Annotated in this window: 28 protein-coding genes and 1 tRNA gene; 10 read left to right on the top strand and 19 right to left on the bottom strand. The window is 65.1% G+C overall.

Annotation, left to right across the window (positions count from 1 at the left end):
- Positions 1-86 precede the first annotated feature (86 nt).
- Complete coding sequence (locus tag F455_RS0114950; protein ID WP_018974122.1) at positions 87-776, top strand: hypothetical protein; 690 nt, start codon at positions 87-89, stop codon at positions 774-776.
- A gap of 26 nt (positions 777-802) precedes the next feature.
- Here F455_RS0114950 and gnd read toward each other — a convergent pair whose 3' ends face one another.
- Positions 803-1,774 carry a phosphogluconate dehydrogenase (NAD(+)-dependent, decarboxylating) gene (gnd, locus tag F455_RS0114945; protein WP_342662057.1) on the bottom strand — a complete coding sequence of 324 codons (972 nt, stop codon included), beginning with the start codon at positions 1,772-1,774 and terminating at the stop codon, positions 803-805.
- A gap of 241 nt (positions 1,775-2,015) precedes the next feature.
- Here gnd and F455_RS0114940 point away from each other — a divergent pair, with 241 nt between their 5' ends.
- Positions 2,016-2,972 carry a TonB-dependent receptor gene (locus F455_RS0114940; RefSeq protein WP_018974120.1) on the top strand — a complete coding sequence of 319 codons (957 nt, stop codon included), beginning with the start codon at positions 2,016-2,018 and terminating at the stop codon, positions 2,970-2,972.
- Positions 2,973-3,359: 387 nt separating this feature from the next.
- Here F455_RS0114940 and F455_RS0114935 read toward each other — a convergent pair whose 3' ends face one another.
- The 9 genes from F455_RS0114935 to madL are packed head-to-tail and all read right to left on the bottom strand — an operon-like array spanning position 3,360 to position 10,698.
- Entirely contained in the window at positions 3,360-4,286 is a 927-nt protein-coding gene (locus F455_RS0114935) for an acyltransferase domain-containing protein (RefSeq protein WP_018974119.1), read from the bottom strand.
- Positions 4,283-5,218: a triphosphoribosyl-dephospho-CoA synthase MdcB gene (gene mdcB / locus F455_RS0114930; RefSeq protein ID WP_245540002.1), complete on the bottom strand. Its 936-nt coding sequence runs from the start codon at positions 5,216-5,218 to the stop codon at positions 4,283-4,285. The genes F455_RS0114935 and mdcB overlap by 4 nt, the downstream gene beginning before the upstream one ends.
- A complete protein-coding gene (gene mdcG / locus F455_RS0114925; RefSeq protein ID WP_018974117.1) occupies positions 5,215-5,877 on the bottom strand; it encodes a malonate decarboxylase holo-[acyl-carrier-protein] synthase in 663 nt (220 codons plus the stop codon). Before mdcG ends, mdcB begins: the two co-directional genes overlap by 4 nt.
- A complete protein-coding gene (gene mdcE, locus F455_RS0114920) occupies positions 5,864-6,595 on the bottom strand; it encodes a biotin-independent malonate decarboxylase subunit gamma (protein ID WP_018974116.1) in 732 nt (243 codons plus the stop codon). The genes mdcG and mdcE overlap by 14 nt, the downstream gene beginning before the upstream one ends.
- Entirely contained in the window at positions 6,582-7,514 is a 933-nt protein-coding gene (locus tag F455_RS0114915; protein WP_018974115.1) for a biotin-independent malonate decarboxylase subunit beta, read from the bottom strand. Before F455_RS0114915 ends, mdcE begins: the two co-directional genes overlap by 14 nt.
- Positions 7,511-7,828, bottom strand: coding sequence for a malonate decarboxylase acyl carrier protein (mdcC, locus tag F455_RS0114910; protein ID WP_018974114.1), 318 nt, complete (start codon positions 7,826-7,828; stop codon positions 7,511-7,513). The genes F455_RS0114915 and mdcC overlap by 4 nt, the downstream gene beginning before the upstream one ends.
- An 11-nt stretch (positions 7,829-7,839) precedes the next feature.
- Positions 7,840-9,486, bottom strand: a complete 1,647-nt coding sequence (gene mdcA / locus F455_RS0114905) for a malonate decarboxylase subunit alpha (protein ID WP_026293412.1) — start codon at positions 9,484-9,486, stop codon at positions 7,840-7,842.
- Positions 9,487-9,522: 36 nt separating this feature from the next.
- Positions 9,523-10,290, bottom strand: a complete 768-nt coding sequence (madM, locus tag F455_RS0114900) for a malonate transporter subunit MadM (RefSeq protein WP_018974112.1) — start codon at positions 10,288-10,290, stop codon at positions 9,523-9,525.
- A gap of 12 nt (positions 10,291-10,302) precedes the next feature.
- Positions 10,303-10,698 carry a malonate transporter subunit MadL gene (gene madL, locus F455_RS0114895; protein ID WP_018974111.1) on the bottom strand — a complete coding sequence of 132 codons (396 nt, stop codon included), beginning with the start codon at positions 10,696-10,698 and terminating at the stop codon, positions 10,303-10,305.
- A 231-nt stretch (positions 10,699-10,929) separates the two neighbouring features.
- Between madL and F455_RS0114890 the strand changes: the two genes are divergently transcribed.
- Positions 10,930-11,778 carry a LysR family transcriptional regulator gene (locus tag F455_RS0114890; RefSeq protein WP_018974110.1) on the top strand — a complete coding sequence of 283 codons (849 nt, stop codon included), beginning with the start codon at positions 10,930-10,932 and terminating at the stop codon, positions 11,776-11,778.
- Positions 11,779-11,820: 42 nt separating this feature from the next.
- On the opposite strand, the gene F455_RS0114885 is transcribed toward F455_RS0114890, so the two are convergent.
- Entirely contained in the window at positions 11,821-11,970 is a 150-nt protein-coding gene (locus F455_RS0114885) for a hypothetical protein (RefSeq protein ID WP_157578905.1), read from the bottom strand.
- 158 nt (positions 11,971-12,128) lie between these two features.
- Here F455_RS0114885 and F455_RS23035 point away from each other — a divergent pair, with 158 nt between their 5' ends.
- On the top strand, positions 12,129-12,335 hold the full coding sequence (locus tag F455_RS23035) for a hypothetical protein (protein WP_157578903.1): 207 nt from the start codon (positions 12,129-12,131) through the stop codon (positions 12,333-12,335).
- 674 nt (positions 12,336-13,009) lie between these two features.
- Here the strand turns inward: F455_RS23035 and F455_RS0114875 are convergent.
- Together F455_RS0114875 and F455_RS0114870 are read right to left on the bottom strand one after the other, a co-directional pair.
- A tRNA-Asn gene (locus F455_RS0114875) sits at positions 13,010-13,085 on the bottom strand.
- Positions 13,086-13,263: 178 nt separating this feature from the next.
- Positions 13,264-14,115 carry a 23S rRNA (adenine(2030)-N(6))-methyltransferase RlmJ gene (locus tag F455_RS0114870; RefSeq protein ID WP_018974107.1) on the bottom strand — a complete coding sequence of 284 codons (852 nt, stop codon included), beginning with the start codon at positions 14,113-14,115 and terminating at the stop codon, positions 13,264-13,266.
- 60 nt (positions 14,116-14,175) lie between these two features.
- Between F455_RS0114870 and F455_RS0114865 the strand changes: the two genes are divergently transcribed.
- The 3 genes from F455_RS0114865 (at position 14,176) to F455_RS22190 (ending at position 17,452) form a co-directional block, all read left to right on the top strand.
- Entirely contained in the window at positions 14,176-14,589 is a 414-nt protein-coding gene (locus F455_RS0114865) for a hypothetical protein (protein WP_018974106.1), read from the top strand.
- 83 nt (positions 14,590-14,672) lie between these two features.
- Positions 14,673-16,493, top strand: coding sequence for a copper resistance system multicopper oxidase (locus F455_RS0114860; protein ID WP_026293411.1), 1,821 nt, complete (start codon positions 14,673-14,675; stop codon positions 16,491-16,493).
- Positions 16,493-17,452, top strand: a complete 960-nt coding sequence (locus F455_RS22190; protein ID WP_018974104.1) for a copper resistance protein B — start codon at positions 16,493-16,495, stop codon at positions 17,450-17,452. The genes F455_RS0114860 and F455_RS22190 overlap by 1 nt, the downstream gene beginning before the upstream one ends.
- Positions 17,453-17,465: 13 nt before the next feature.
- Here F455_RS22190 and F455_RS0114850 read toward each other — a convergent pair whose 3' ends face one another.
- Positions 17,466-18,422 carry a GlxA family transcriptional regulator gene (locus F455_RS0114850; protein ID WP_018974103.1) on the bottom strand — a complete coding sequence of 319 codons (957 nt, stop codon included), beginning with the start codon at positions 18,420-18,422 and terminating at the stop codon, positions 17,466-17,468.
- 143 nt (positions 18,423-18,565) lie between these two features.
- Here F455_RS0114850 and F455_RS0114840 point away from each other — a divergent pair, with 143 nt between their 5' ends.
- Positions 18,566-19,381: an SDR family NAD(P)-dependent oxidoreductase gene (locus tag F455_RS0114840; protein ID WP_018974101.1), complete on the top strand. Its 816-nt coding sequence runs from the start codon at positions 18,566-18,568 to the stop codon at positions 19,379-19,381.
- Positions 19,382-19,424: 43 nt separating this feature from the next.
- On the opposite strand, the gene ygiD is transcribed toward F455_RS0114840, so the two are convergent.
- From ygiD to F455_RS0114820, 4 genes are all read right to left on the bottom strand, one after another.
- Positions 19,425-20,189, bottom strand: coding sequence for a 4,5-DOPA-extradiol-dioxygenase (gene ygiD, locus F455_RS0114835; protein WP_033410305.1), 765 nt, complete (start codon positions 20,187-20,189; stop codon positions 19,425-19,427).
- A gap of 14 nt (positions 20,190-20,203) precedes the next feature.
- Positions 20,204-20,845: an NAD(P)-dependent oxidoreductase gene (locus F455_RS0114830; RefSeq protein WP_018974099.1), complete on the bottom strand. Its 642-nt coding sequence runs from the start codon at positions 20,843-20,845 to the stop codon at positions 20,204-20,206.
- Between the two features lie 85 nt (positions 20,846-20,930).
- On the bottom strand, positions 20,931-21,065 hold the full coding sequence (locus tag F455_RS23570) for a hypothetical protein (RefSeq protein ID WP_281167397.1): 135 nt from the start codon (positions 21,063-21,065) through the stop codon (positions 20,931-20,933).
- Entirely contained in the window at positions 21,062-21,946 is an 885-nt protein-coding gene (locus F455_RS0114820) for an MBL fold metallo-hydrolase (RefSeq protein WP_018974098.1), read from the bottom strand. Before F455_RS0114820 ends, F455_RS23570 begins: the two co-directional genes overlap by 4 nt.
- Positions 21,947-22,053: 107 nt before the next feature.
- On the opposite strand from F455_RS0114820, the gene F455_RS0114815 reads away from it, so the two are divergent.
- Positions 22,054-22,956, top strand: coding sequence for a LysR family transcriptional regulator (locus F455_RS0114815; protein ID WP_018974097.1), 903 nt, complete (start codon positions 22,054-22,056; stop codon positions 22,954-22,956).
- Positions 22,957-23,076: 120 nt separating this feature from the next.
- Positions 23,077-24,363: a TIGR03862 family flavoprotein gene (locus F455_RS0114810; RefSeq protein ID WP_018974096.1), complete on the top strand. Its 1,287-nt coding sequence runs from the start codon at positions 23,077-23,079 to the stop codon at positions 24,361-24,363.
- Positions 24,364-24,408: 45 nt separating this feature from the next.
- Here F455_RS0114810 and F455_RS0114805 read toward each other — a convergent pair whose 3' ends face one another.
- On the bottom strand, positions 24,409-25,929 hold the full coding sequence (locus F455_RS0114805; protein ID WP_018974095.1) for a CoA-acylating methylmalonate-semialdehyde dehydrogenase: 1,521 nt from the start codon (positions 25,927-25,929) through the stop codon (positions 24,409-24,411).
- Between the last annotated feature and the right edge of the window lie 112 nt (positions 25,930-26,041).

The following is a 26,041-nucleotide window of genomic DNA, read 5'->3' as shown; positions in this document are numbered from 1 at the left end:
CGGATCGCGCATTCCACATTTCCTGCACGTTTCGTTTCCAGACTCGCGCCGGTTCGATTGCACTCGCTCATTCGGAAACGACCAGCATGATGACGAAAATCTCGATTGCCGAAGACGCCGATGCTTGGTGTCGCCGGCTCGGCAACTTCGCGCCTATCGTCTACCGCCCGGCGCCGGCAAACGCAAATTTGCCGCGCCTTGCCTACGCCGCAGCCAGGTCCACGGCCGCTGCGGCGCACGCGCAGATGCGCGGCGCGGCGACACAGTTCCTTCTCGTTGCACTGATCGCGGCGGCGCTGGCCTGGCCGATCACCGGCGCCGCGCAGATGGGCGGTGGCATGGGTGGCCACGGCGGGCACGGCAGCCATGGCGGGCAGCCGAGCAGCGCATCCGCAACGAAAAACCCTGACGTGGCCGTACGCGCGCCGAGTCCGCTGCGCGCCATGCTCGGCGAGATGCGTAAGCTGCGCGCCGACCTGCTGCTCACTCCGGCGCAAATCGAGCCGTGGTCGAAGATGGAGGACGCGCTGCGCGAGTGCGTCGAGCTCGAACGTTCGCGCCAACCGGTCGTGCAGACCGGCACGAGCATCGACGCGCCACGCTACGTCCAGGACCTAGCCGATAACGAGCGCGCGCTCGCCGATGCCGAAGGCCGCTTCGCCGCGGCAACGAAGACCGCGTTCGCCGCGCTCAACCCGCGTCAGCTGCAGACCACGCGTGACCGGCTCGCCGGCGCGGTCGCCGACACGCAGGGCGCACCGCCCGCAGCGCCCTGACCCATTCCGGCCGCGGCGTCGCGCGGCTATTCTTTCTTCATTTCGTGCCCGCCGAACTGGTTGCGCATCGCTGCGAGCAGCTTGTCGGAGAATGAATCCTTGTCGCGCGAACGAATGCGTTCGAGCAACGAGGCCGCGATGACCGGCGTCGAGACGCCGAGCTCGATCGCATCGGCAAGGGTCCAGCGGCCTTCGCCCGAATCGGCCACCCAGGGCGCGATGCCCTGCAGCGACGGGTTCTTCTTGAGCGCATCGGCGGTGAGGTCGAGCAGCCACGAACGCACCACGCTGCCGTGCCGCCAGATCTCGCCGATCTGAGCCAGGTCCAGGGCGAATTCCTGCTTGTGCTCGAGGATGGAAAAGCCTTCGGCGTAAGCCTGCATCATGCCGTACTCGATGCCGTTGTGGACCATCTTGGTGTAGTGCCCGGAACCGACCGGACCGACGCGACCCCAGCCGCGGTCGGGTGCGGGTGCGAGCGTGGCGAAGATCGGCGCCAGCCTCGCCACGACGGCCTCGTCGCCGCCGATCATCAGGCTGTAGCCTTCCTGCAAACCCCAGACGCCGCCGCTGGTGCCGCAGTCGACGTAGTGGATCTCGTGTTCGGCGAGGCGTTGCGCGCGCCGCTGCGTGTCCTTGTACATCGAGTTGCCGCCGTCGATGAGCGTGTCACCCGGCGCGAGCAGCGGCAGCAGGTTGTCGATGGTCGCATCGACCGGCGCGCCGGCCGGCACCATCAGCCAGAGCGCGCGCGGGGCCTTGAGTGCGGCGACGAGTTCGGCCAGCGACGCGACCGGATCGATGCCATTCTGCGCGGCGCGTGCGCGGCTTTCCGCGCTAAAGTCGAATCCCACCACGCGATGTCCGCCGCGCACCAGCCGCTGCGCCATGTTCGCGCCCATGCGGCCCAAGCCGATCATGCCGAGTTCCATTGCCTGCTCCGTTGAAGATGAAAAAGATTGTCGCCTGCGGAAGATAGGGGCGCGACACGAAGACATAAAGGTCGTCGCGCCGATGTGCTTGCCGCATGCTCCGCGAAAATGAACGTCCGTCGCGATGACTGGAATATAGGACTGTTCCGAAACTGTCGTACGCGCCGGCGCCGTACTTCGAGGCAGTCGCCGCGTAAGCCTGCGCACGAATGCGGCATCCTGCCGCATTTTTGGCCGAAGCGCGTCGCCTAGACTACGCAACCGGCAAGGTGACGGTTCGCCACACAGGTTTTTATCAAGGAGTTGCATGCGTCCCGTCGTTCGTTGCCTGTTTGCAGGATTGTTCACCGCCGTGGCGTCGCCGGCTGCGCTCGCCTGCTCGGCCTGCGGCTGCACCCTGAGTTCGGATTGGGCCAGTCAGGGATTGGCCACAAGCAAGGGTTGGCGCTTCGACGCGCGTTTCGATTTTTTCGACCAGGATCAACTGCGCGAAGGCACGAGCAGCGTCGCCCGCGAAACTGTCGCGATTCCGAACGAGCGCGAAGTGCAGCAGTACACGACCAACCGCAACTATACGTTCGCACTCGATTACAGCCCGGGCAAGGACTGGGGCGTCAGCGTCGCACTGCCTTGGTTCAATCGTTCGCACGGCACGATCGTCGCGGGCGACGAGGCGGTCTCGACCTCGCACGAGGAGGGTATCGGCGATCTGCGTGTGCTTGCGCGCTATTCCGGCTTCGATGCGCAACGCGACACCGGCGTCGAATTCGGCGTCAAGCTGCCGACCGGAGCGTTCGGCAGCAAGTTCGAAACGGGACCGCAGCAGGGCGAGACTGTCGATCGCGGCCTGCAGCTCGGTACCGGCACCACCGATCTGTTGCTCGGTGCCTACCATTTCGGTGCGTTCAATGCGGACTGGGGCTACTTCGGTCAAGCGCTGCTGCAGGTACCGCTGAACTCGCGTGAAAACTTCAAACCGGGCACGGGCTTGAATCTCAACGCCGGTTTGCGCTACACCGCGAGCGAGACCTTCGTGCCGCAGTTGCAGGTCAATGCGCGCTTCGAGAGGCGCGAGCAGGGCGCGAATGCCGACATCGACAACAGCGGTGCAACCCTGATCTACCTGAGTCCCGGCATGACCTGGAATCTCTCGCGCCGATTTTCAGCCTATGCCTTCGCGCAGGTTCCGCTGCATCAGCGCGTCAACGGCCTACAGATCGAGCTACGCTGGTCGGCATCGGTGGGACTGCACTACATCTTTTGACGCACACGTGTGTGTAACCCACGCAGTCGCCGCTTCACGACGAGCACTGATTTTCCTGTCGGAAAATAAAAAGACCCCGAGCGCTCGATGCTCGGGGTCAACATGGCAATCTGCCTTGCAGTAGGGAGATTACGAGGGACAAGCTACGCGCAGCCGCGCGGTGGCTCAAGGTACGCCAGCTGAATGCGGCGCTGCCGTTAGGCGGCATTCAATGTTGTGAAGCGCGGGATGACATCAACAAGTTGAGCCGGGGGCTTGTTTTTCCATCGATTTCTTCCGCATTTCGCGCGTTCCGCTCGGCCCGGCTTGCGTGTTGGATCGCAACAGTCCACGGCAACGGCAACGAGTCCCGCGACTAGATCGGGTTGGCAGCTAGGTCAAACAGCGCTAGGCGTCGATGCGCGCGAGCCAATCGCACACGCCTTGCAGAGACTTGAAGTCTTCGACGCTGCGCGACGGCAGTGACGGATACGCCGCGGCCGCCATCTCGGCGAGTGCGCGGCCGGGGCCGAGTTCGAGGAAGGCGGTCACTCCCGATTCGACGCAGGCGTCGATGCAGGCCGCCCATTGCACGGGCTGCGAAATCTGTGCGGCAAGTTTGTCGAGACCCGCGCGAACATCGAGCACCGTTGCTGCATCGATGCCGCTGAGCAGCCGCACTCCGGGGCGCAGCGCGCGCGTGATGTGCGCCTGCCCGAGGCGCTCGCGAAACACGGGCGACGCGGCGGCCAGAAAGCGCGTATGCGAGGCGACCTGCACCGCGACCGGCACCACGCGCACCGCGCCGCGCTGCCTTGCTTCGATCGCGATGGCATCGAGCGCATCGCGCTGTCCGGCAAGCACGAACGCCTCGCCCGGATTGATGATCGCGATCTCTGCTGCACGACCGGCGCACATCGCGTCGACAAGTTCGCGCGCCAAGCCGCGCACGAACAGCATGCTCTCATCACCCTGGCTCGCCGCGTCCATCGCCTGCGCGCGCGCGGCGACGAGTTCGAGCGCGGCGCCGGGTTCGATCAAGCCGGCGACGCTCCACGCCGCGATTTCGCCGACGCTGTAACCGGCGACGCAGCGCCGCGCCGGCAAGGCATTGCCGAGTGCGGCGACGACGCATAACGGCGCCAGCGTGCACAACACCTGGGCGTCGCGATTGCGCAGCAGATTCTGCGCCGCAAGCGAGGCATCGCCCGGATCGTAGCCAAGCAACGCGGTGGCGACGGCGAACAGCGGTTTCGCCGCAGGTGTGTCGCGAGTCAGCGCAAACATGCCCGCATATTGCGCGCCCTGGCCGGAGCAGAGAATCGCCAGCGTCATCGCGGCAGCTCGCCGATGTCGCCTTCGCGGTCGAGTCGATCGACGAACAAACTCATCGCCAGCAGATCGGCCGCGCCGCCGGGACTCAGCCGGCGCGCGACAAACGCGGTGTGGATCGTCGCGGCAGCGGAAAGCCAATCCGCCTGCGCGATGCCGCCGCGCTCGAGGAAGGCGCGCGCAATGGCTTGCGCGAATTCGAGTCCATCGCGGCCGCCGCGGTGCAGGAGATTGGTGTCGTCGGTGGCCGCAATGAGCGCGAGGCAGGCGTGCACGCGCTGCGCCTCGGCGTCGCCAGGCGCAAGCCGCCTGGCGTCGCGCAAGGCTCGGATGCCGACATGGTAAACGCTCGGAAATCCGCGCGCGGCTTCGACCCGGGCGCCGCCCACGCCGAAACGCTGCCGCGCGCGCTCGCCGTGACTGGCGCACAGGCGCGGCCCGGCAAGAATGTCCGCACCCCAGCGTCGTGCGACGATCGCGCCAAGCGTTTCACCGCACACGGCGCTAGCGGCTTCGCGCGCGCCCGCTGCGGCGCAGAGCAGGCCGAGGCCGAAAATCGCGCCGCGATGCGTGTTGACGCCACCGGTCGCGCGCAGCATCGCGATCTCCGCACGCAGGCCGATACGACGCAAGGTCGGCATCGCCGCGTCGCAGGCGCCGGCATCTGCGAGTTCCGCGAAATACGGGGCAATCGCCGCGGCGCTGCGCAAGAACGTCGCTGCGTCCATGTCATCGTGACTGCCGTTGTCGACATGACTGACGAGACCGGGTTTGGGCCAGGTGGTAATTTCGAGATACAAACAGTCCTGCGCGAGCGCGGCGATGCGCTGCGGGAAGTTATCGCAAGTGCCAGCGTCCAACGGACGGCGAAAATCCGCTCCAATTCCGCGCAACGTGGAAACAACGACGGTCGAAGTTTGCGCTAGCGCGTTCACGCGGCCTCTCCGAGAAATGTGGCGACCGGTTCGAGCCGCGCCGCGCCGCACGTCTTCACGAGCGCCTCGCCTGCGCCCGCGTGCAATTCGCGCCAGTTCACACCGGCGCCATCGGCACGCACGAATTCGCCGTCGAGACGCATCGGTGCGCGTGCCTCGATCATCGCCAGCGTGGCGAGAAGATCGGCCAGCCGCGCGCGCGCGGGCAGGGTCCAGAGCAGATCAAGATCGGAGTTCGCGCCGAGATACGCGAGCCCGGTAAGCGCCTGCCAGGCAAGCGAGCCGAACACGCGTACTTCGACTTGGAAATCCTCGGCAACGCCGACGAGATGGTGCAAGGTCGCCTGCCATGAAAGCGGTGCGCCCGCCATCGCGTCGTGCAGCGACGGCAGCGAGAACACCGACTCGATCGCATCCGCCGGCATCGTTACCGCAATGCGCCGCTTGCCGAGCGCGGGTGGCAACGGCAGGCCCAGCGGCACACCCGCGGCTTCGCCCGGCAGCGCACGGCGCGCGATCAGCGGCCAGCCGCGCGCTGCCCAGTCACGCAGCACCGGCTCGCCTTGCAAAGCGGGTTGCGCCGCGAGCGACGCCTGCCAAGCGCGCGCGTGTACGCGCACGAGACTGTGGCGCGGCGGATCGCGATCAAGTCGAGGCACGCGCCAGCTCCTGCACGCGCAGGGCAATGTCGGCGGCCTTTGTCCTGCCGTTGCGCCGTTTGCCGAGCACGTCGCGCTCATCCTTGCCTGCCTCGCGGGCGTTGGCGACGAGGATTTCCTCGACCTGCGCGGCGAGCGAACGTTGCGGATCGAGCGTCGCCGCGACCGCACCGGTCTGGGCGAGGTTAGCAAGCCCCGGCGCGAACACCGGCGTGGTCTTCGCCATCGCCTGCAGAGTCTCGATCGGCAGCTTGGTCACGCGCGCCATCGACGGCAGGTCCATGACCACGGGCTCGGCGCCGGGCAGCGCGAGCAGCGTGCGTGTCGCCAGCGCGGTGGCGATGAAAGCGCCCGCTGCGGTATGGCCGTATAGAAGGCCGATTGTCGCATGGCCGAGCACGTCGGCGAGGATCAGGCACTTGGCCAGGTGCGCGAGAAATTCGTTGAGACCAAGCATTTCATCGCGCTTGGACATGCGCTGGCTGTCGCTGTCGATCAGTACGAGGATCGGCGCGCTGTCCTCGCCCGCGATTATTTCAAGCACGTGGCGCGCGAGCTTCGCGGCCTCGTCGATGCCGACCGCGCTGCGCTCGCAGACGCCGATCACATGCAGCGGCGAGCCATCCACGCGACGGCCTTGCCCGTGGATCAGGCCATCCTCGACGACGACCGAGCTTCCCCGCGGGAACAGCGAGGCGAGGATTTCAGCGAGCGTCATGGATCACCTCCGTGATGCGTGCGCCGAGCGCGTCGAATTCGCCATACGACATGGCCGGCACCGACGCTGCATCGGCTATGCCGAGCCTGCGCCAGATGTCGAGTGCATCGGCGCAGTCACCGAACGCGTCGAGGCGTGTCTCGAGGCGCGCCTGTTCGGCTACCAGCATCGCGCGCGTCAGCGCGGGCGCGCGCGCGAGCAGCGCAATCGCGGCCGCGCGAAAACTTGCCACGGTGTCGTCGACGAAGATTTCGGCGCCGCCGATCAGGCGCCGGTGCTTGCCGCCCATCGTGCGCCAGACCAGGGCGCGGTCCTTCGAATCGAATTCCTCGACGCCGCGATTGGTCTCAATGACCTCGGGCCCGGACACACTGATGCGGCCTTGCTCGGATACCGCAAGCGCCGAACAGCAAGCCGCGATCAGACCGCCACCGCCATAGCAGCCCGCGCGCCCGCCGACGAGGCCGATCACGTTCACTGCGGCCAGTCGCGCTTCGAGCAGCGCGCGCATGATCTCGGCGATTGCCATTTCGCCGGCGTTCGCTTCCTGCAGGCGCACACCGCCGGTGTCGAACGCGATGACGACCGGTGTGCGCAGCTCGCGCGCGGCGCGCAACAGGCCGGTGAGCTTGGCACCGTGCACTTCACCGAACGCGCCGCCCATGAAACGACCCTCCTGCGCGGCGATCAGGATCGAGGCGCCGTCGAGGCGCCCGCGACCGACGATCATGCCGTCGTCGAACTGCTCGGGCAGGTCGAACAGCGGCAGATGCGGACTCGTCTCGCGCCGCTCGGGGCCGATGAATTCGACGAAGCTGCCGCGATCGAGCAGGGCATCCACGCGCTGGCGCGCCGATGCCTCATACCAACTCTGCGCGAGCGCATCGTCGATACGCGTCGCTGCCGATGCCGCGCTCATGTTCCGTCTCCCTCGAGCGCACGCGCCGCCTGGGCAAGGCGCAGCGCGACCGTGTCCGGGCGCGCGCCGCCGTCGTTGATCGAAAACTTCAGTCCGCCCGGCGAACGCCGCCCGACGAAATCGGCGACCACTTCCTTCCACACCTCGCCGAAACCTTCCGCCGCGGTGCGGATATCGATCTCGCATTCGTTGCCCGGCAGCACGCGTTCGACCAGCACTTCGAGGTTGCCCGAGGCGACCACTCCGACCAGCGCCTGCTTCTTCTCGCCCGTGGCGCGGGCGCGCGCCGTGTGCTTGTAGTTGAGATGTTCCATGATGCGCTTCCTCACCAATTGCGGAATTTCGACGGCGGCGCGTAGAGGCCGCCCGACCAGTGCACGAGATCCTTGACCGAACGCGCCGCGAGCAGGCGCCGGTCGGCGTCGAGCGGGTCGATGCCGAGATCCTCGGGGCGACGGATCACGCCGCGCTCGCGCAGGCGCTGGACGAAGGCCTTGTCGCGCGCGCGGCCGACGTCGGTGTAACCGGCGACGCCGCGGATCGCCTGCTCGCGTTCGTCGGCGTCGCGACACAAGAGCAGGTTGGCGATGCCTTCCTCGGTGACGATGTGGGTGACATCGTCGCCGTAGACCATGATCGGGGCGAGATCGAGCTTGAGTTTTTCGGCGAGTTCGAGCGCGTCGAGTTTCTCGACGAACATCGGCGTGTTCTTTTCGCCGAAGGTCTCGCCGATCTGCACGACGAGCTTGCGCCCGCGGCGCAGCGCGGCTTTTTCGCCGGGATCGGCCTCGGCACCGGCCTTGATCCACGGCTCGCTCGGATGGCGCCGCCCGCGCGCATCGCTGCCCATGTTCGGGGCGCCGCCGAAGCCGGCGATGCGGCCCGTGGTGACGGTGGAGGAATGGCCGGCCAGATCGATCTGCAGGGTCGAACCGATGAACATGTCGCAGGCATACAGGCCGGCCGTCTGGCAGAACGCGCGATTCGAGCGCAAGGAGCCGTCGGCGCCGGTGAAGTAGATGTCCGAGCGCGCGCGAATGTAGGCGTCCATGCCGACTTCGGAGCCGAAACAGTGGATCTGTTCGACCCAGCCCGACTCGATCGCCGGAATCAAGGTCGGGTGCGGATTGAGCGCCCAGTGGCTTGCGACCTTGCCTTTCAAGCCGAGGCGCTCGCCGTAGGTCGGCAGCAGCAGTTCGATCGCCGCGGTGTTGAAGCCGATGCCGTGGTTGAGACGGCGCACGCCGTACGGCGCGTAGATGCCCTTGAGCGCGAGCATCGCGGTGAGAATCTGTGTTTCGGTGATCGCGCCCGGATCGCGCGTGAACAGCGGCTCGACGAAGAACGGCCTGCCCGCATCGATGACGAAATGCACCTGGTCGCCCGGGATGTCGACGCGCGGCAGCTCGTCGACGATCTCGCCGACCTGGGCGATGACGACGCCGTCCTTGAACGCGGTCGCCTCGACCACGGTCGGCGTGTCCTCGGTGTTCGGCCCGGTATACAGATTGCCGTTGCGGTCGGCGCTGACCGCCGCGATCAGCGCAACCTGTGGGGTCAGGTCGATGAAGTAGCGCGCGAACAGCTCGAGGTACGTGTGCACGGCGCCGAGTTCGATGCGCCCGCCGAACAGAAGCTTGGCGATGCGCTGCGACTGCGGCCCCGAATAGGCATAGTCGAGGCGGCGCGCGATGCCGCGCTCGAACACGTCGAGGTGTTCGGGCAGCACCACGCCCGACTGCACCATGTGCAGATCGTGCAGCACTGCCGGATCGGCCGCGATGAGCGCGGCGGCGAGCAGGTCGGCCTGCTTCTGGTTGTCGCCTTCGAGGCAGACGCGGTCGCCCGGCTGGATCACCGCTTCGAGCAGCGCGGTCGCATCGCGTGCGTCCACGCGCTTGCCCTGCGCAAAGCGCGCGCCCGCGGCGATGCGCGCGGCGCGCGCGCGACGGCCCTTGTCCCAATCACTCATGCGCATTCTCCGTCATGGCCAAAAACCGCTTATCGATCAACCGCCGACCAGCGCACGCGTCGCGAAATACAACAGCGATGGCCCGAGCAGGCAACCGACACCGGTGTGGAATGTCGCGATCAAGGCGCCGTACGGCACGAGGCGGCGATCGGTCGCGGCAAGCCCCGCGCTGACTCCGCTGACCGTGCCGGCAAGGCCGCCGAAGATCATCGCCGAGCGCGGCGTCTTCAAGCCCATGAAACGCGCGAGCAGCGGCGTGCCGATCATGACCATGACCGCCTTGACCACGCCGGTGGCGATGCTCAGCGCGATCACATCCGAACTCGCGCCGATCGCGGCGCCGGTGACCGGGCCGACGATGTAGGTCACCGCGCCGGCACCTATCGTGGTCATGCTGATCGCGTCTGTGTAGCCGGCGGAGCGCGCGACCAGCGCGCCGATGATGAACGGCAGCACGGTACCGAGCAGCAGCGAGACCGCGCCGATCAGGCCGGCCTTGCGCGCTTCGCCAGGCTGCACCTCGAACGCGGTCGCGACGATGGCGAAATCGCGCAGCATCGCCCCGCCCATCAGGCCCAGGCCGGCGAGCAACGGAAAATCGGCAAGGCCTTTCTGCCCGCCGGTCATCACGCCGCCGATCCAGGCCAGGCCGAGTCCGATGAAGACAGCGAAGGCCGAGCCGTGCACGCGCCCGCGCGTGAGCAGGCGCGAGAGCTGCACCGACAGCCACATGACGATGCCGACGACGAGGAACGCGGTGACGAGGCCATTGGCGGTCAGTTCTTTTTGCAGTGCTTCGAACATGGTCGTGTCTCCTCAGACTTCGCCGACGTGCGGCGCATGTTCGAGCGAGGTATCGTCGCGCCCGCTGCGCACGAGCAGCGCGATGACGAGGACGCAGACGACAAAGGCGCCAAACGCCGCGAGCAGGGCGACCGGGCCGCCCTTGACTGCAGCGACGACGTTCTGCGTCGCCGCCATTGCGACCACGACCGGGATGTACATGGCGCCCCAGAAGCCGACGCCGGCTTCGGTTTCTTTGGGCAGCCAGCCTTTCCTGTGCAGGTAGAGGCGCAGCACGATGAGCAGCAGCATCGCGATGCCGACACCGCCTACATTGCTTTTGACGCCGAGCGCGCTGCCGAGCAGATCGCCGAGAAAGAGTCCTGCCAGATGGCAGAATGCAAGCAAGGCCGTACCGTAGATGATCATTTCTCCCTCCCGGGGATTCGTGGAATGAATCGACTGTTCCGACGCCGTCTTTGTTGATCTTCATTCCGGTTCTCGCCGGAATGCGGATCAGGGGCATTTCGCCCTGTTTTTATCTTCGTGCGCTTTGCGGCGAGTCCCTTCGCTCCAGATTGTTTTTGCACGCGAGCCTAGGGTATGCACGCCACGCATGCCGATTTATGATTTCTCGCCCGCGATTCAGTGGATTTGCCCATGCGCCCCCTGCCGCCCGAATTGCTGCGCAGTTTCGTTGCGATCGCCCAGACCGGCAGTTTCACCGCGGCGGCCGAGCGCGTCAGCCTGACCCAGTCGACGGTCAGCCAGCACATCCGCCGGCTCGAAGACCTGCTCAACTGCGCGCTGTTCGAGCGCGACACGCGCAATGTACGCCTGTCGCGGCATGGCGAAACGCTGCATCGCTACGCCGCGCGCATCCTGGAACTCATGGATGACGCGGTCACCGCGGTCAGCGGGCCGCCGCTCGACGGCAGCGTGCGCCTGGGCCTGTCCGAAGACTTCGCGCTGAGCCATCTGCGCCTGGCGCTGGCCAGTTTCGTTGCGCGCAATCCGGGCGTCGAACTGGTCATTGCCACCGGCATGAGCGGCGACCTGTTCGCCGACCTCGATGCCGAACGCCTCGATCTCGTCTTCGCCAAGCGCCTGCGTGGCAGCCGGCGCGGGCGTGTCGTGCGCACCGAACGCCTGTACTGGTGCGTCGGCCCGAATTCGCCGATCAACGCCGGCGCGGCCGTGCTGCCGCTCGCCCTGCATCCCGAGCCGAGCGTCACCCGCACGCGCATCTTCGAGGTGCTCGCGGCTGCGGACCGGCAATGGCGCATTGTCACCGTGAGCAGCAGCATCGCCGTGATCAAGGCCGCGGTGATCGCCGGCCTCGGCATGAGCGCTTTCGCCGGCTATGTGATTCCCGAAGGCCTCGTCGCGATCGAAGAAGGACTGCCCGAACTCGGGGCGCTCGAATACGTGATCGACCGTGCCGCCTCGGCCTCGCGCGCGGTGCTCGAACTCGAAGCGATACTGGAAACGGCCGCGAAGGCACTTTGAGCCTGCCTCGCAGGAAGCTCGCGGTTTAAACGGAAGGTAGGCCTATGATTGCGGCGCTTGCCGTGCCGCGTCCCGCCCCTCGAAGTCGATCTTGTTCAGCTCGGCGACAAATCGTTCAGCCTCGGCTTCGGTGAGGTATTCGAGCCAAACGCCATTGAGCCGCACAACCATCTCCGTTTCGGTATCGAGCACGATCCAGTCAAACCCCTTCCTTGGAGCCGGGCTTACCTGACGCGCCTTGTACCTTCCCATATACGAAATACGTCTCGCGAGAATGGCAAATGCTGATCTGCGGCGGCTTAACTCCTGGGAGAGTAAGATGCTTCTTCGTGCCCGCCACTGAGATTCGTATGATGCTCCAAGATGCCGCGGGTAACAGGTATCCAACCGTCAGAAAATTTGGCGATTCTCGTTTGCCAACCGTCGACGGCGAGGAAGACCGAAACGGCAGTCTTGCGCAACTCTATCTCGCTGACGATCGATTGCTTCTACCGGTTGGCAACGGCAAGTTCCGTGTCGCGGGCACCGATCAAGTTTTGACCGTTGTTCAGAACTGAAACGTGCGGGTTCTTCGTTAGACGTGCCGATTTGCTCGACGCAATCGTCGGAGCGCCCGCGCCGCCGAGCAAACCGTCGAGCAACAACGCATGCTATTCCCCTGTATGGGCGCGAATGGCTATCCAAGGTCCCCAGTACAAATACAAGCTAGCGTAAAACGCAATGCGCGCCTATCACCCAGATAGAGCATTGTTGTGCGAATAAATCCAGGGCAAAATCGTCAGCTTGTCGCACGGCGTGTTAAGCGATATTCGCTGTGGCCCGCATGTCTGCCATGCGCTGAGCGCGAAGGCTTCGCCGGTAGGGATGCCAAGCCGCCGATGTCGGATTCTTCCGGCGCAGTAGCGGTATAGCTAAACCTCTGCCGTCGCCTCGTGCCGGTATGCGAGCGCTTGCTCGTCAACTACGTGGCTCAAGGAACTAATCACGCTCGAGCGTTTCGAAGTCGTCCGTCACTGACACCGAGAAGCTCCATGCGTCTTCTTTTCTCAGTAGCGCTGCTCATTTGCGTCAACGCGCGGGCAGGCGACGTAATGTTCACGGCTATGCCAACGGTCGCCACAGTGACGACTCTATACGCGCCAAATCGGGAGTAACAGGCATAAAAAACCCCGCTGTTATGCGGGGTTTAGATGGTTGCCTGGACTCGTGTGGACGTCCTTGGACTTGTAAATGGCTCCCCGAGACGGACTCGAACCGCCGACCCAGTGATTAACAGTCACTTGCTCTACCGACTGAGCTATCGGGGAATCGCATAAGCGAGCCGCCTATTTTCTTCGACACTACCCGTTCAGTCAATAGCCGGCGAATGGACTTTTCCAAAATCGCGCAGCCGCTGTCCGCGGGGATGATGATCCGACCGCGTTGTGGTCGAGGCGGTTCGCGCGGTCCTTTGGCGAGTGCGCCGGGAGGGTCGCCCGCTATGCGTCACTCCCGCGTCAACCATTCGAGGCGATGGCTCGCACGTGGGCTGCGCGCGAGCAGGCGCGCGAGGTCGGGCAGCAGCCGCGCAAGCCATGCGTCGAACTGCCACGGCGCGTTGACGATCACCATGCCGCAGCCGTTGAGGCGCAGCGGCGAATCGTCGGCGTCGATCATCAGCTCGGCGACCAGCGTTTTCTTGATGCCTTGCTTGGCGAACCAGCGCTGGAACCGCAGCACCTGCCGATGCAGCTTGATCGGATACCAGATCGCATAGATGCCGGTTGGCCAGTGCGCGTAGGCGTCGGCCAGCGCCGATTGGATCGTGCGGAATTCGGCTTCCTGCGCTTCGAACGGAGGGTCGATCAGGACCACGCCGCGCCGTTCTTTCGGCGGCACCAGTCCGGCAAGCGCGGCGTAGCCGTCGCGCTGGTGCACGCCGACGCGTTTGTCGTCGGCGAACAACTTCCTCAGCGCGGCCGTTTCCGCCTCCTGCACTTCGCACAACGCGATGCGGTCGCCGTCGCGCAGGCTGAGGCTCGCGATCAGCGGTGAGCCGGGGTAGACGTTTAGATGGCCATTGGCATCGGCCGCGTTGGCCGCGCGCAGCAGGTCGAAGTAGGGGCGCAGGCTGTCGGGCAGGTTCGCGGCGACGAGCAGGCGCTGGACGCCGTCGACGAACTCGCCGGTCTTGCGCGCTTCCTCGTCGCGCAGGTCGTAGCGGCCGGCGCCGGCATGCGTGTCGATGTAGCAGAACGGCGTCGGCTTGGCCTTCAGCGCGTCGATGAGGCCGATCAGGATGGCGTGCTTGAAGACATCGGCGAAGTTGCCGGCATGGAAGGCGTGGCGGTAGTTCATAGCTGAATCGTAGCATCCGTGCGGCTTGCATCGGCGCCGCGGCGCGGGCACCATGCACGCATGAAACGTAGTCATCGCCCCTCGTTCCGCCTGCAGCGCCTCGCGCGCAGCCGGTTTGCGCGCCTGCTCGCGCACGGGATGGCGGTGTTGCTGGTGCTTGCGAATTTCTCCGCGTGGGCGATGCCCGCTCCGCGCGCTGCGGCTGCGGTGCCGACAGCGATGTCCGCCACGTCACATCATCATTGCGACGAGAGCGCCGCGCCCGCGCATGCAAGCAAGGACAAGGCGGCACACGATAACGGCTGCCCCTGTTGCGTGGGCGGTGCCTGCGCTTGCCTGTACTCCTGCTCCACTGCATTGACGACGGGCTTTTCCTTCCCTGCCTTGCCGCCGCCGGCGCAACTGCCGCGATGGGATCATGCCGCCTTTTTCGATGCCGCCGACGAGCGGCGCTTGAGGCCACCTATCGCCTGACTCGTTCGATGCTTCGTTCCGCCGCGGGCGACCCGTGAGCGGATGATCTGGCGCACCTCGCGCCGTGCAACGACACGAGTACCATGAACAGATACAACCCAACTTCTTTGGCGGAGCGCCTCGCGCTGCCGTCGCGCCGGCGTTTCGTCCAAGGCTTGACTCTCGGCGGCATCGTCGCCGGTTTCGGCCTTGACGCGCGCGCGGCCATGGCGGCCTCTCCCGCACCGCTGGTCCCGATGCTGTCGGGCAGCGAATTCGACCTCTCGATCGGCGAGACGCCGGTCAACATCACCGGCAAGCGCCGCATCGGCACGGTCGTCAACGGTTCGCTGCCCGCACCGACCTTGCGCTGGCGCCAAGGCGACACGGTTACGCTGCGCGTGCGCAACACGCTGTCGACGACCAGTTCGATCCATTGGCACGGCATGATCGTGCCGGCCGACATGGACGGGGTGCCGGGCTTGTCCTTCATGGGCATCGCGCCAGGCGAGACTTACGCCTATCGCTTCAAGGTGAACCAGAGCGGCACGTACTGGTACCACAGCCACTCGCGCTTCCAGGAGCAGACCGGCCTCTACGGCGCGATCGTGATCGAACCACGCGAACAGCGCGCGCGCGTCGATCGCGATTACGTCGTAATGCTTTCCGACTGGAGCGATGCCGATCCGGAATGGCTGTTCGCCACACTGAAGAAGCAGGGCGACTACTTCAATTTCGGCAAACCCACGGCCGGTGATTTTCTGCGCGACGCGCGCGCGCAAGGCTTGAGCGGCGCGCTCGCTGGGCGGCGCATGTGGAACGAGATGCGCATGAATCCTAGCGATCTCGCCGATGTGTCCGGCTACGCCTATACCTACCTGATGAACGGCGCGTCGCCTGCGGCGAACTGGACGGGACTGTTTTCGCGCGGCGACAAGGTGCGGCTGCGTTTCATCAACGGCTCGTCGATGAGTTTCTTCGACGTGCGCATCCCGGGCCTGAAGATGCGTGTGGTCGCCGCCGACGGGCAGGAAGTGGAGCCGGTCACGGTCGACGAGTTCCGCATCGGCAATGCGGAGACGTTCGACGTGATCGTCGAACCCGATGCCGATCGCGCCTACACGATTTTTGCGCAGTCGATGGACAGGTCGGGATATGCGCGCGGCACGCTCGCTGCGCGCGCCGGCATGAGCGCCGAAGTGCCCGCGCTCGATCCACGCCCGCTGCTGACGATGCGCGACATGATGGGCGAGATGGATCACTCGACGATGCCGGGCATGGATCACTCGAAGATGGGTCACGGCTCGATGCCGGACATGAAAGGTTCCGAAGGCAGCTGCGGCGCGAGCATGACGAGCACGAAGAAGGGCGCCGAAGGAAGCTGCGGCAACATGCCCGGCATGGCGATGCCCGCCGCGGCATCGCCACTGAAGATGGGGCCGACGATCGATATGCTCGTCGCCACACCGCGCACGAACCTCGACGATCCGGGCATCGGCCTGCGCGACAACGGCCGGCGCGTGCTGACCTACGCCGACCTGCACACGCCGGGCGCACCGATCAGCGCCGACCCGCAGCGCGAGATCGAACTGCATCTGACCGGGCATATGGAGCGCTACATCTGGTCGTTCGACGGCAAGAAGTTTTCCGCCGCACAGCCGCTCAAGCTCAAGCACGGCGAGCAGGTGCGCATCAGCCTGATCAACGACACGATGATGACGCACCCGATCCACCTGCACGGCATGTGGAGCGAACTGGAAACGCCTGACGGCGCGTTCCAGGTGCGCAAGCATACGATCGTGGTGCAGCCCGCGCAGAAGCTGAGCTATCGCGTCAATGCCGATGCGCTCGGCAGTTGGGCCTACCACTGTCATCTGCTCTACCACATGGAAGCGGGCATGTTCCGCGTCGTGGAGGTGGCGTGATGCGCATCGCAAACCAGATTCTTCTGTCTGTCGCGCTGATGGCATTCGCCTTCGATGCGAGCGCGCAGGAGCAAGCGCAGACCGAACACGCGCATCACCCGGCAGCGTCGAAGGCGGCGGACAAGGATGAGATGGCCGCGCAAAGCAAAAAACCGCAGCAGGAAGCTGCCGATGCGCACGCACATCATCACGACCATGTCGCGGCGTCGCCGATGCAAACGCAAGTCGACGAGCCGATTACCGCCGACGATCACGTTCCGCCCGATCCCGCACAACATCCGATGGCGCCGATGACGGATGCGGAGATGACGCGCGCAATGGAAATGGACGATACGGCAAAGCTGTTCATGTTCAAGCTCGACACATTCGAGCGTGCGAAAAGCAGCGACGCATATTCGACCGCATGGAACGCACAGGCGTGGTATGGAGGCGACTTCGACAAGCTGCTGTTGCGCAGCGAGGGCGAGCGTGAGCACGGGATAACCGACGCGCGCGTCGAAGCGTTCTGGAATCACGCCTTCGCCAGTTTCTGGGACTGGCAGCTCGGTGCGCGCCACGATTTCGGCAGCGGTCCGTCACGCGACTGGGCGGCGTTCGGCGTGCAGGGTCTCGCACCCTACTGGTTCGAGATCGAGGCGACGGCGTACCTCGGTGACGGCGGTCGCACCGCACTCGGACTGCGCGCCGAGTACGAACTACTGCTGACTCAACGCTTGATCCTGCAGCCGGAATTCGAGGTCAATTTCTATGGCCGAGAGGATCGCGCGCGAGGTATCGCCTCGGGGCTGAATGATGCGGAGCTTGGTTTGCGTTTGCGCTACGAGGTTCGTCGCGAATTCGCACCGTATATCGGCGTGGTTTGGAAACATCGGCGTGAAGCCGGCGACGTTTTCCCAACCGGCGTCGATCGAGCCGGTACGGAGCGTCAAATCGTCGCCGGGCTGCGCTTGTGGTTTTAGGCGCGGTGATACCCTAAGCCGCCTCCAACTCCGCTTCCGCCAGCTGCGCCGCACGCTTGATCGCCTGCGGCGGCAGCGCGTATTTGCGCACGAAGGCGCGACGCATGCGCTCCGGATCGCCGAAGCCGGTTTCACGAGCGATCGTTTCGATCGAATGATCGCTCGTTTCAATCAAGGTCTTCGCCGCCTCTAGGCGCAGGTTCTCGACGGCTTTCGCCGGCGAGTGTCCGGTCTCGACATGGAATACGCGGCTGAATTGGCGCGGGCTCAAATGCGCGACCTCGGCCAGCTCTTCGACCGAAAGCGTCTTGCGCAGGTTGTGCCGCGCATAGCGCAATGCGCTCTGGATGCGGTCGGACTGCGGATCGAGTTCGAGCAGCGCGGAGAATTGTGACTGGCCGCCGCTGCGCCGATAGTAGACGACCATGTGGCGCGCAATCGAGCGCGCGAGTTCGCTGCCGAAATCGTCTTCGACGAGGGCGAGGGCGAGGTCGATGCATGCGGCCATGCCGGCGGAGGTCCACACGCCGTCGTCGGCGATGAAGATGCGGTCCTCTTCGACCTTCACTTGCGGATAGCGCCGCTGCAGTTCGCGTGCTTTGAGCCAATGCGTCGTCGCGCGGTGGCCGTCGAGCACGCCGGCGGCAGCGAGAACGAAGGCGCCGGTGCAAATCGCCGCGGTACGCCGCGATTTCGCGTGCGCCTTGCGCACGAAGCCGGTCAGACCCGGCGAAGGCTCGGCCACCGTCAAGTCGCCCATGACGATGAGCGTATCGAAGTTGGAGCGCGCGAACGGCAGCGTCTCGACCGCAATGCCGGCCGATGTGATGACCGCGCCGCCGTGTTCGGACAGAAGCCGGATGTCGTAGCGCGGGTGCGGCGCTTGCCTGTTGGCCATCTCGAACACGGTCACCGCCGCCAAGTCGAGAATCTGGAAGCCGGGGAAGACGACGAAGCCGATACGTTTCATGACGAAGTCCTGCGAAAAAGCGAATGTCCTGAAACGAGGTAATTACGACATTAAGGACATAGTCTGCGCGCGCAGACTGGCTGCCGTCAAATTCATCCGCGGCGCATTGCTGCGAATCCCCTACGAACTGAAGGAGCACTGACATGAATACCCCCATCCGCAAAGGCACGATTGTCGTCACCGGCGCCTCGTCGGGCATCGGCGCGGTCTACGCCGATCGACTCGCGCGGCGCGGCCACGATCTCGTTCTCGTCGCGCGCGATGCGAACAAGCTCAAGGCGCTCGCCGCGAAGCTCACCACCGAAACCGGGCGCAAGATCGAAGTTCTCGTCGCCGACCTGACTTTCAAGCCCGACATGCATCGGGTCGAGGATCGCTTGAGCAACGATGCGAGCATTACCGGCCTGATCAACAACGCCGGCGTTGCCGCCAGCGCGAAGCTGGTCGATGCTGATCTCGATCAGCTCGAGGCGATGATCGTGCTCAACGTGACCGCGCTCACGCGCCTGGCCGGCGCCGCGGCGCGCAGTTTCGTGGCGCGCGGCGGCGGCACGATCGTCAATATCGCTTCGATCGTCGCGCTCGCGCCGGAACTGTTGAACGGCACCTACAGCGGTTCGAAAGCCTATGTCCTCAGTTTCACCCAGTCGATGCACCACGAACTGGCGGACAAAGGTATTCGCGTGCAGGCGGTGCTGCCGGGAGCCACGATCACCGATTTGTGGGAGAAGAGTGGCGTACCGGTGACGAACCTGCCGAAGGAGTGGCTCATGGGCGCCGAAGAAATGGTCGATGCCTCGCTCGCCGGATTGGATCAGGGCGAGCTGATCACGATTCCGGCGCTGCCGGAAATCGCCGATTGGGATGCCTATGAGGCCGCACGCAAGGCGCTCGCGCCGGGTCTTTCGCGGCAGCACGCGGCGGCGCGCTATCGCCTCGGCAAGCAGCAGGCGGCGTGAGTTGATCGTTGGGCCTCGCGCGACGCGGTCGTGCGAAGACCAACTAGCTAAGCAGCACCGAAGTCATCGACACCGTGCCGAAATAGCCGACGTTGTGAAACGACGCGACATCACCGTCGCGTCGAGCACCGAGCACATAAAGCAGCGGCAGATAGTGTTCGGGTGTCGGCACGGAAAGATCGGCTTCGCGGCCGAGCGCATGCCAGTCGAGCAGATCCTCGACGCGACCGTCGGCGATGCGCGCGCGCACCGTTTCGTCGAAGTGCACCGCCCAGTCGGTCGGGCGCGGATCGCGGAAGTTGAGCAGGCGCAGGTTATGCACGATGTCGCCGCTGCCGAGAATCAGCACGCCTTCGTCGCGCAACGCGGCGAGCTCATTGCCGAGCGCGTAGTGGAAGGCCCCGGGCCGCGAGGTGTCGATGCTCAATTGCAGGGTCGGCACGTCGGCTTGCGGATACATGATGTTGAGCACGCTCCATGTGCCGTGATCGAGGCCCCATTCTTGCGTGGGGCTCACCTTTGCACTTTTCACCAGGTCGACGATGCGCTGCGCGAGCGCCGGATCGCCCGGCGCCGGATAGCGCACGTCGAACAGCGCCTGCGGGAAGCCGTAGAAGTCGTGGATCGTCTGCGGCTGCGGCGCGTTGCAAACGAAAACGCCGCGCGTTTCCCAATGCGCGGAGACGCAGAGAATCGCCTTCGGCTTCGGCAAGCGCGCGGCCAGCTCGCGCCAGCCGCGCGTGAAGTCGTTGTCTTCGATCGCGTTCATCGGCGAACCGTGGCCGACGAACAGCGCGGGCATGCGCATCGCGTTCACGCCGCTCAGTATGCCACCGTGATGCGTTGACGCGGCTTGTCGCCTTTTTCGAGGCGATCGAGCACGGCCGCTGCGTAGTCGGGAATCGTGATGCGGCTGTTGCCGTTCGCGTCGACGAGCAACTGATCGCCACCGATGCGGTATTGGCCGCTGCGCTCGCCGTCTTCGATCAGCGCAGCGGGGCTGATGTAGGTCCAGTCGATGTTCGCCTTGGATTTGCGGAAGACATCGAGCGCATCGGCCTGCGCCTTCGCTTCCGGCTTCCACGCCGCAGGAAAATTCGGATCGTCGGCCACTTGCACGCCAGGCGCGGTTTCGAGACTGCCGGCGCCGCCGACCCAGACCAGACGCTTTACGCCCGCAGCAGGCAGCGCTTCGAGCAGGATCGCCGCGTATTTCGGAACGAGGCCGGCGTCGGCGTCGCGGCGTCCGGACAGACTCGCGATCGCCGCGTCGGCGCCGGTGATCGCCTGAGCGTACGTGGCTGGATTGGCGACATCGCCGGCGACGACCTTGACTTTGGGGTTATCGATGTTCGCGCGCGCGGGATCGCGCACGATGGCGATGACGTCGTGGCCGCGCGCGACCGCTTCGTTGAGGATGCCGCGACCGATATGGCCGCCGGCGCCGAAAAGAGCAATGATCATGGGAAATGTCCTATGGATAGATGAGCAAGATAGAGGCGTGGCTCGGTTGCGGAAATAGCCGAATGTGGAACGCTGCGTTTCGTTTTCAGCGGATCTTCTTCAGCGGCCCGTGCAGATGCAGAAACTCGCCGTCCGGTATCGCGATCTGGGAGAGAATGTTCTTTGACATGCGTTTATCCGTTTGGTGCTTGGAAAATAGAGGGTCGGCGTGCGGTTTCATGGCCACTTCATCTCGCCCTTGCTGACTTTCGCGCTGAGTTCGAGTGAGGAGACGGAACCCAGGTTCGGATAGCGCTGCTTCATCGCTGCAACGAGATCCGCCGAGGTCTTGGTTTTCGCTGCCTCCTCGTTGTAGGCCCGGATGTAGTCTCGAGTGAAGCGCACCGCGGCCAGCGTCTGCGCGGTGCCCGGCGCGAAGTGGCCAGGGACGACGATGCTCGGCTTCAATTCTTCGATGCGGTCGAGCGTGGTCAGCCAATGTGCGTGGGATTCCGGCGTCTGTGTGTCCGCCATCCAGATGTATTCGCCGGCGAACACCGGGACGCCGCCGACTACGGCCTTCAGCGAAGGAATCCAGACAAACGTGCGGTCGGGTGTCGGCCCGTTCAGGCCGATGATTTCGAGCTTGTTTCCGTCGAGGTCGATGGTTTGCCCGGAAAGCACGTCCGGCACGACGATGCGCCGCGGAGCGTTGTCCTTGAGGATCGGTCCCCAGTAGGCCAGTTTTGCCGCTTCGCTCGCGCGGATGTGGTCGACGGTGGATTGCGTGGCGAGAATCTTCGCCTGCGGAAACGCTTTCACGATCGTGTCGAGCCCGAAATAGTAGTCCGGGTCGCCGTGGCTGATATAGATCGCTTTGAGCGTCCTGCCGGAAGCGCGGATTTTCTCGACGACCTTTTCGGCGTCGGATCTGGCGAATTGCGCGTCGACTAGCACGGCGTCGTGCGCACCTTTGACGAGCACCGAGGTGACTGGAAAGACCGCCTTGTCGCCGGCGTTGTAGACATCGATCTGCAACGCGGTCTGCGCGGCGGACGCGAATGTCGAGGCAGCCAGAAGGGCGGCGGCGGAAACGATCGAGGCAAGGCGTGGGAAGGACATGACGGGCTCCAAAGTTCGCGGTGAGTCTCGCTAGCTTGCGCTGAAATATTGATTAGATAAACTGCTCAAATTGGAAATCATCGTCCAATTTTTCTGGACAATCTGTCGTGCACGAATCCGAAGTCGATCTGAACCGCCTGGTCGTGTTCACCGCTCTCGTCGAAGCGGGCTCGTTTACTGCCGCAGCGCAGCGGCTGGGCACGACCAAGTCGCGGGTCAGCCAGCAGCTCGCGGCGCTGGAGACCGAGCTCGGCGTCACGCTCGTGTTGCGCACGACGCGGCGCATGGCACTGACCTCCGCCGGCGAACAGTTCCATGCGGACAGCATGCGCCTGCTCGACGAGGCGCGCGCAGCGATCGCGCGCGTGGGTGCAGCGCGCCACAGGCCATCGGGATTGCTGCGCGTCACCGCGGCGGGCGACTATGGCCCGGCAGTCATCGCGCCGGCGCTGGCAAGCTTCAAGCACGCGTACCCGCAGATCGAGATCGATCTCGTCGTCACCGATCGTATCGCCGACCCGATTGCCGAGCATTTCGATCTGTCGATTCGCATCGGCTGGCTGCGCAATTCCAGCTTGCGCGCAGCGCGCTTGGCGGCATTTCGCCAATGCCTCGTTGCCGCTCCCGCATATCTGTCGGAGCGCGGCGCGCCGACGCACCCACGCGATCTCGCCGCGCACGATTGGATTGCCTTGTCCGCGCTGCGCTCGCCGTTGCGCTGGACCTTCGCTTCGCAGCGCGGCACGCGCACGACGGTGCGCCTGCATACGACTCTGCAGACCAACAGCACGCTGACCGTGCAAGCGTTCGTGCGTGCCGGCGCCGGGCTGTCGGTGCTGCCCGACTATCTGGTCGACGAGGATCTACGCACCGGCCGACTGGTGCAGGTTCTCCCGCGGCATCGGTTACCCGACGGCGGCATCTTCGCGGTTTATCCGGGACGCGAGCCGCCGGCGAAGGTGCGCGCGTTCATCGAGCATCTGCGCCAGCACCTTGCCACACCGTCGTGATGTCGGCGCTGGATGTGCGAGCCCCGCGCAGCACCTGCGGATGGTAGATTACGCGGCCGCCACCCTCTGCGCTCGGCAGCGAAGAAGAACAAACCGTGCGAAAAATTTCCGACAAGGTGAATGACCGTGGCCCGGTCTGAGGGCGCACGCCGGGTCGCGGTCATCGGCGGCGGCCCTGCTGGCCTGATGGCTGCTGAAACGGCGCGCGCTGCGGGTGCAACTGTCGATGTCTACGAGCGCATGGGCTCGGTCGGGCGCAAATTCCTGATCGCGGGCAAGGGCGGGCTCAACCTCACTCATTCCGATCCGTTCGAGCGGTTCGTATCGCGCTATCGCGGGCGCGAGCGCGAAATGCGCGCATGGCTGGAAAAATTCGATGCCGATGCGCTACGCGAATGGGCGCGCGGGCTCGGTGTGGAAACCTTCGTCGGCACGTCGGGTCGAGTGTTTCCGAGTGATCTCAAGGCCGCCCCGTTGCTGCGCGGCTGGGTGCGACGGCTGCGCGCGAGTGGCGTCAATTTTCATGTGCATCACCGCTGGCTCGGCTGGAACGACGACGACGCGTTGCGCTTCGCGCATGAGGATGACGAGCGCGTGGTGCGCGCCGACGCGGTTGTCCTCGCGCTCGGCGGCGGCAGCTGGCCGGTGCTCGGATCGGACGGATCGTGGACACGGATGCTCGAATCGCGCGCGGTTGACCTGGCGCCGTTGCAGCCGGCCAATTGCGGTTTCGAAGTCGCGCGCGACGGCGTCGAAGGCTGGAGCGAGTTCTTCGCGAACAAATACGCCGGTCAGCCGATCAAGCCGGTCGTCGTTGCCTGGCGCGACGGCAGTGGCAACGATGTTCGCCGTCAGGGCGAATTCGTCGTCACTGCGCATGGTGTAGAAGGCAGTCTGATCTACGCGCTCAGCGCCGAGTTGCGCGATGTAATTGCCGCGAAGGGCAGTGCGACGATCCATCTCGATCTCGCGCCGGCACGTGATGTCGAGCGCCTCGCGCGCGATCTCGCCCAGCCGCGCGGCAAGCGCACGCTGAGCGAGCATCTGCGCCGGCATGCGGGCATCGATGGCGTGAAGACCGGGCTGTTATACGAATTGCTCGCGAAGGACGCGATGCAAAATCCGGAAAACCTAGCCCGGGCAATCAAGGCATTGCCGCTGACCTTGGTCCGCCCGCGTCCACTCGACGAGGCGATCAGCACCGCAGGCGGCGTGCGTTTCGCCGCGCTCGACGAACAGCTCATGCTGAAGTCGCTGCCCGGCGTGTTTTGCGCCGGCGAAATGATCGACTGGGAAGCGCCGACCGGCGGTTATCTGCTCACGGCTTGCTTTGCGAGCGGCAAGATCGCGGGGCAGGGTGCGGCAGAGTGGGTGGCTCGCGCATTCAGTGCGCCACCGGCATTGTGAACTGCGCGCGACGTGCCGATCAAAGCGAGGCGCGCGCTGAGACTCTCAATGGGCGACGGGCATGGTGAATTGCGCGCCCTTGGCGATCGAGTCGGGCCAACGCTGCATCACGCTCTTGTAGCGCGTGTAGAAGCGCACGCCTTCCTCGCCGTAGATGTGTGCGTCGCCGAACAGCGAGCGCTTCCAGCCGCCGAACGAATGCCAGGCCATCGGCACCGGAATCGGCACGTTGATGCCGACCATGCCGCACTTGATCTGCCGCGCGAACGCGCGCGCGACGCCGCCATCTGAGGTATAGCACGAGACACCGTTGCCGAATTCGTGCGCGTTGATCAGCTCGACCGCGCTGGCGAAATCGGGCACGCGCACGATGCCGAGCACTGGGCCGAAGATTTCCTCGCGGTGGATCTTCATCTCCGGCGTGACGTGGTCGAACAGGGTGCCGCCGAGGAAGAATCCGTTCTCGTGTCCGGCGACGACATGGCCGCGGCCGTCGACGACGAGCTTGGCGCCTTCGGCCACGCCGGCGTCGATATAGCCGACGACCTTCTCGCGATGCGCCGCGGTAACCAGCGGACCCATTTCGATGCTGGCGTCGAGGCCGCTGCCGATCTTGAGCGACTCGATCCGTGGCACGAGCTTGTCGACGAGCCTGTCGGCGACGTCGCCGACCGCAACAGCGACCGAGATCGCCATGCAGCGCTCGCCGGCCGAGCCGTAGGCCGCGCCGATCAACGCATCGACAGCCTGGTCGAGATCGGCATCGGGCATCACGATCAGATGATTCTTCGCGCCGCCGAGCGCCTGTACGCGCTTGCCGCGCGCGGTACCATGCGAGTAGATGTATTCGGCGATCGGTGTCGAGCCGACAAAGGACAGCGCGACGACCTCGGGATGTTCGATCAGTGCGTCGACTGCAGTCTTGTCGCCGTGAACGACGTTGAACACGCCGTCGGGCAGGCCGGCTTGCTTGAGCAGCTTCGCCATCAGCAGCGAGGGCGAAGGGTCGCGCTCGGACGGCTTGAGCACGAAGGTATTGCCGCAGGCCAGCGCCACCGGAATCATCCACAGAGGCACCATGAACGGGAAGTTGAACGGCGTGATGCCGGCGACGACGCCGAGCGGTTGACGCAGTGAAAAATTGTCGATGCCGCCGCCGATCTGATCGCTGTACTGGCCCTTGAGCAGATGCGGCGCTGCGCAGGCGAACTCGACGACTTCGATACCTCGCGTCACTTCACCTTTGGCGTCAGAGAATACTTTGCCATGTTCACGCGTGATTAGTTCGGCGAATTCGTCGGCGTGTGCGTCGAGCAGCGCCTTGAACGCGAACAGGATGCGCGCGCGCTTGAGCGGCGGCGTTTCGCTCCATGCCGGAAACGCGCGACGCGCGGCCGCCACTGCGGCGTCGACTTCCTCCACACTCGCGAGTGCGACCTGTGCGGCGACGTTGCCGAGCGCCGGATCAAAGACGTCGCTGTGGCGTCCACTGGCGCCGGCAACTTCGCGGCCGTCGATGTAGTGGGCGATCTGGCGGATGGAAAGTTCAGGGGACTTGCGGTTCATGGCCTGGCTCGTACGTGTCGATGGATTGCCGGGCCCAATCCTACAACGTATCCTGCTGTGTTGCCGATGGCACAGCGCTGGTGCCGGCTTTGCGGCTGCGGCGGCTTAAGCT

The sequence above is a fragment of the Rudaea cellulosilytica DSM 22992 genome (assembly GCF_000378125.1).
Lineage (GTDB): Bacteria > Pseudomonadota > Gammaproteobacteria > Xanthomonadales > Rhodanobacteraceae > Rudaea > Rudaea cellulosilytica.
The sequence above is the reverse complement of the archived record's forward strand: the minus strand, read 5'-3'. Positions and strand labels throughout refer to the sequence as shown.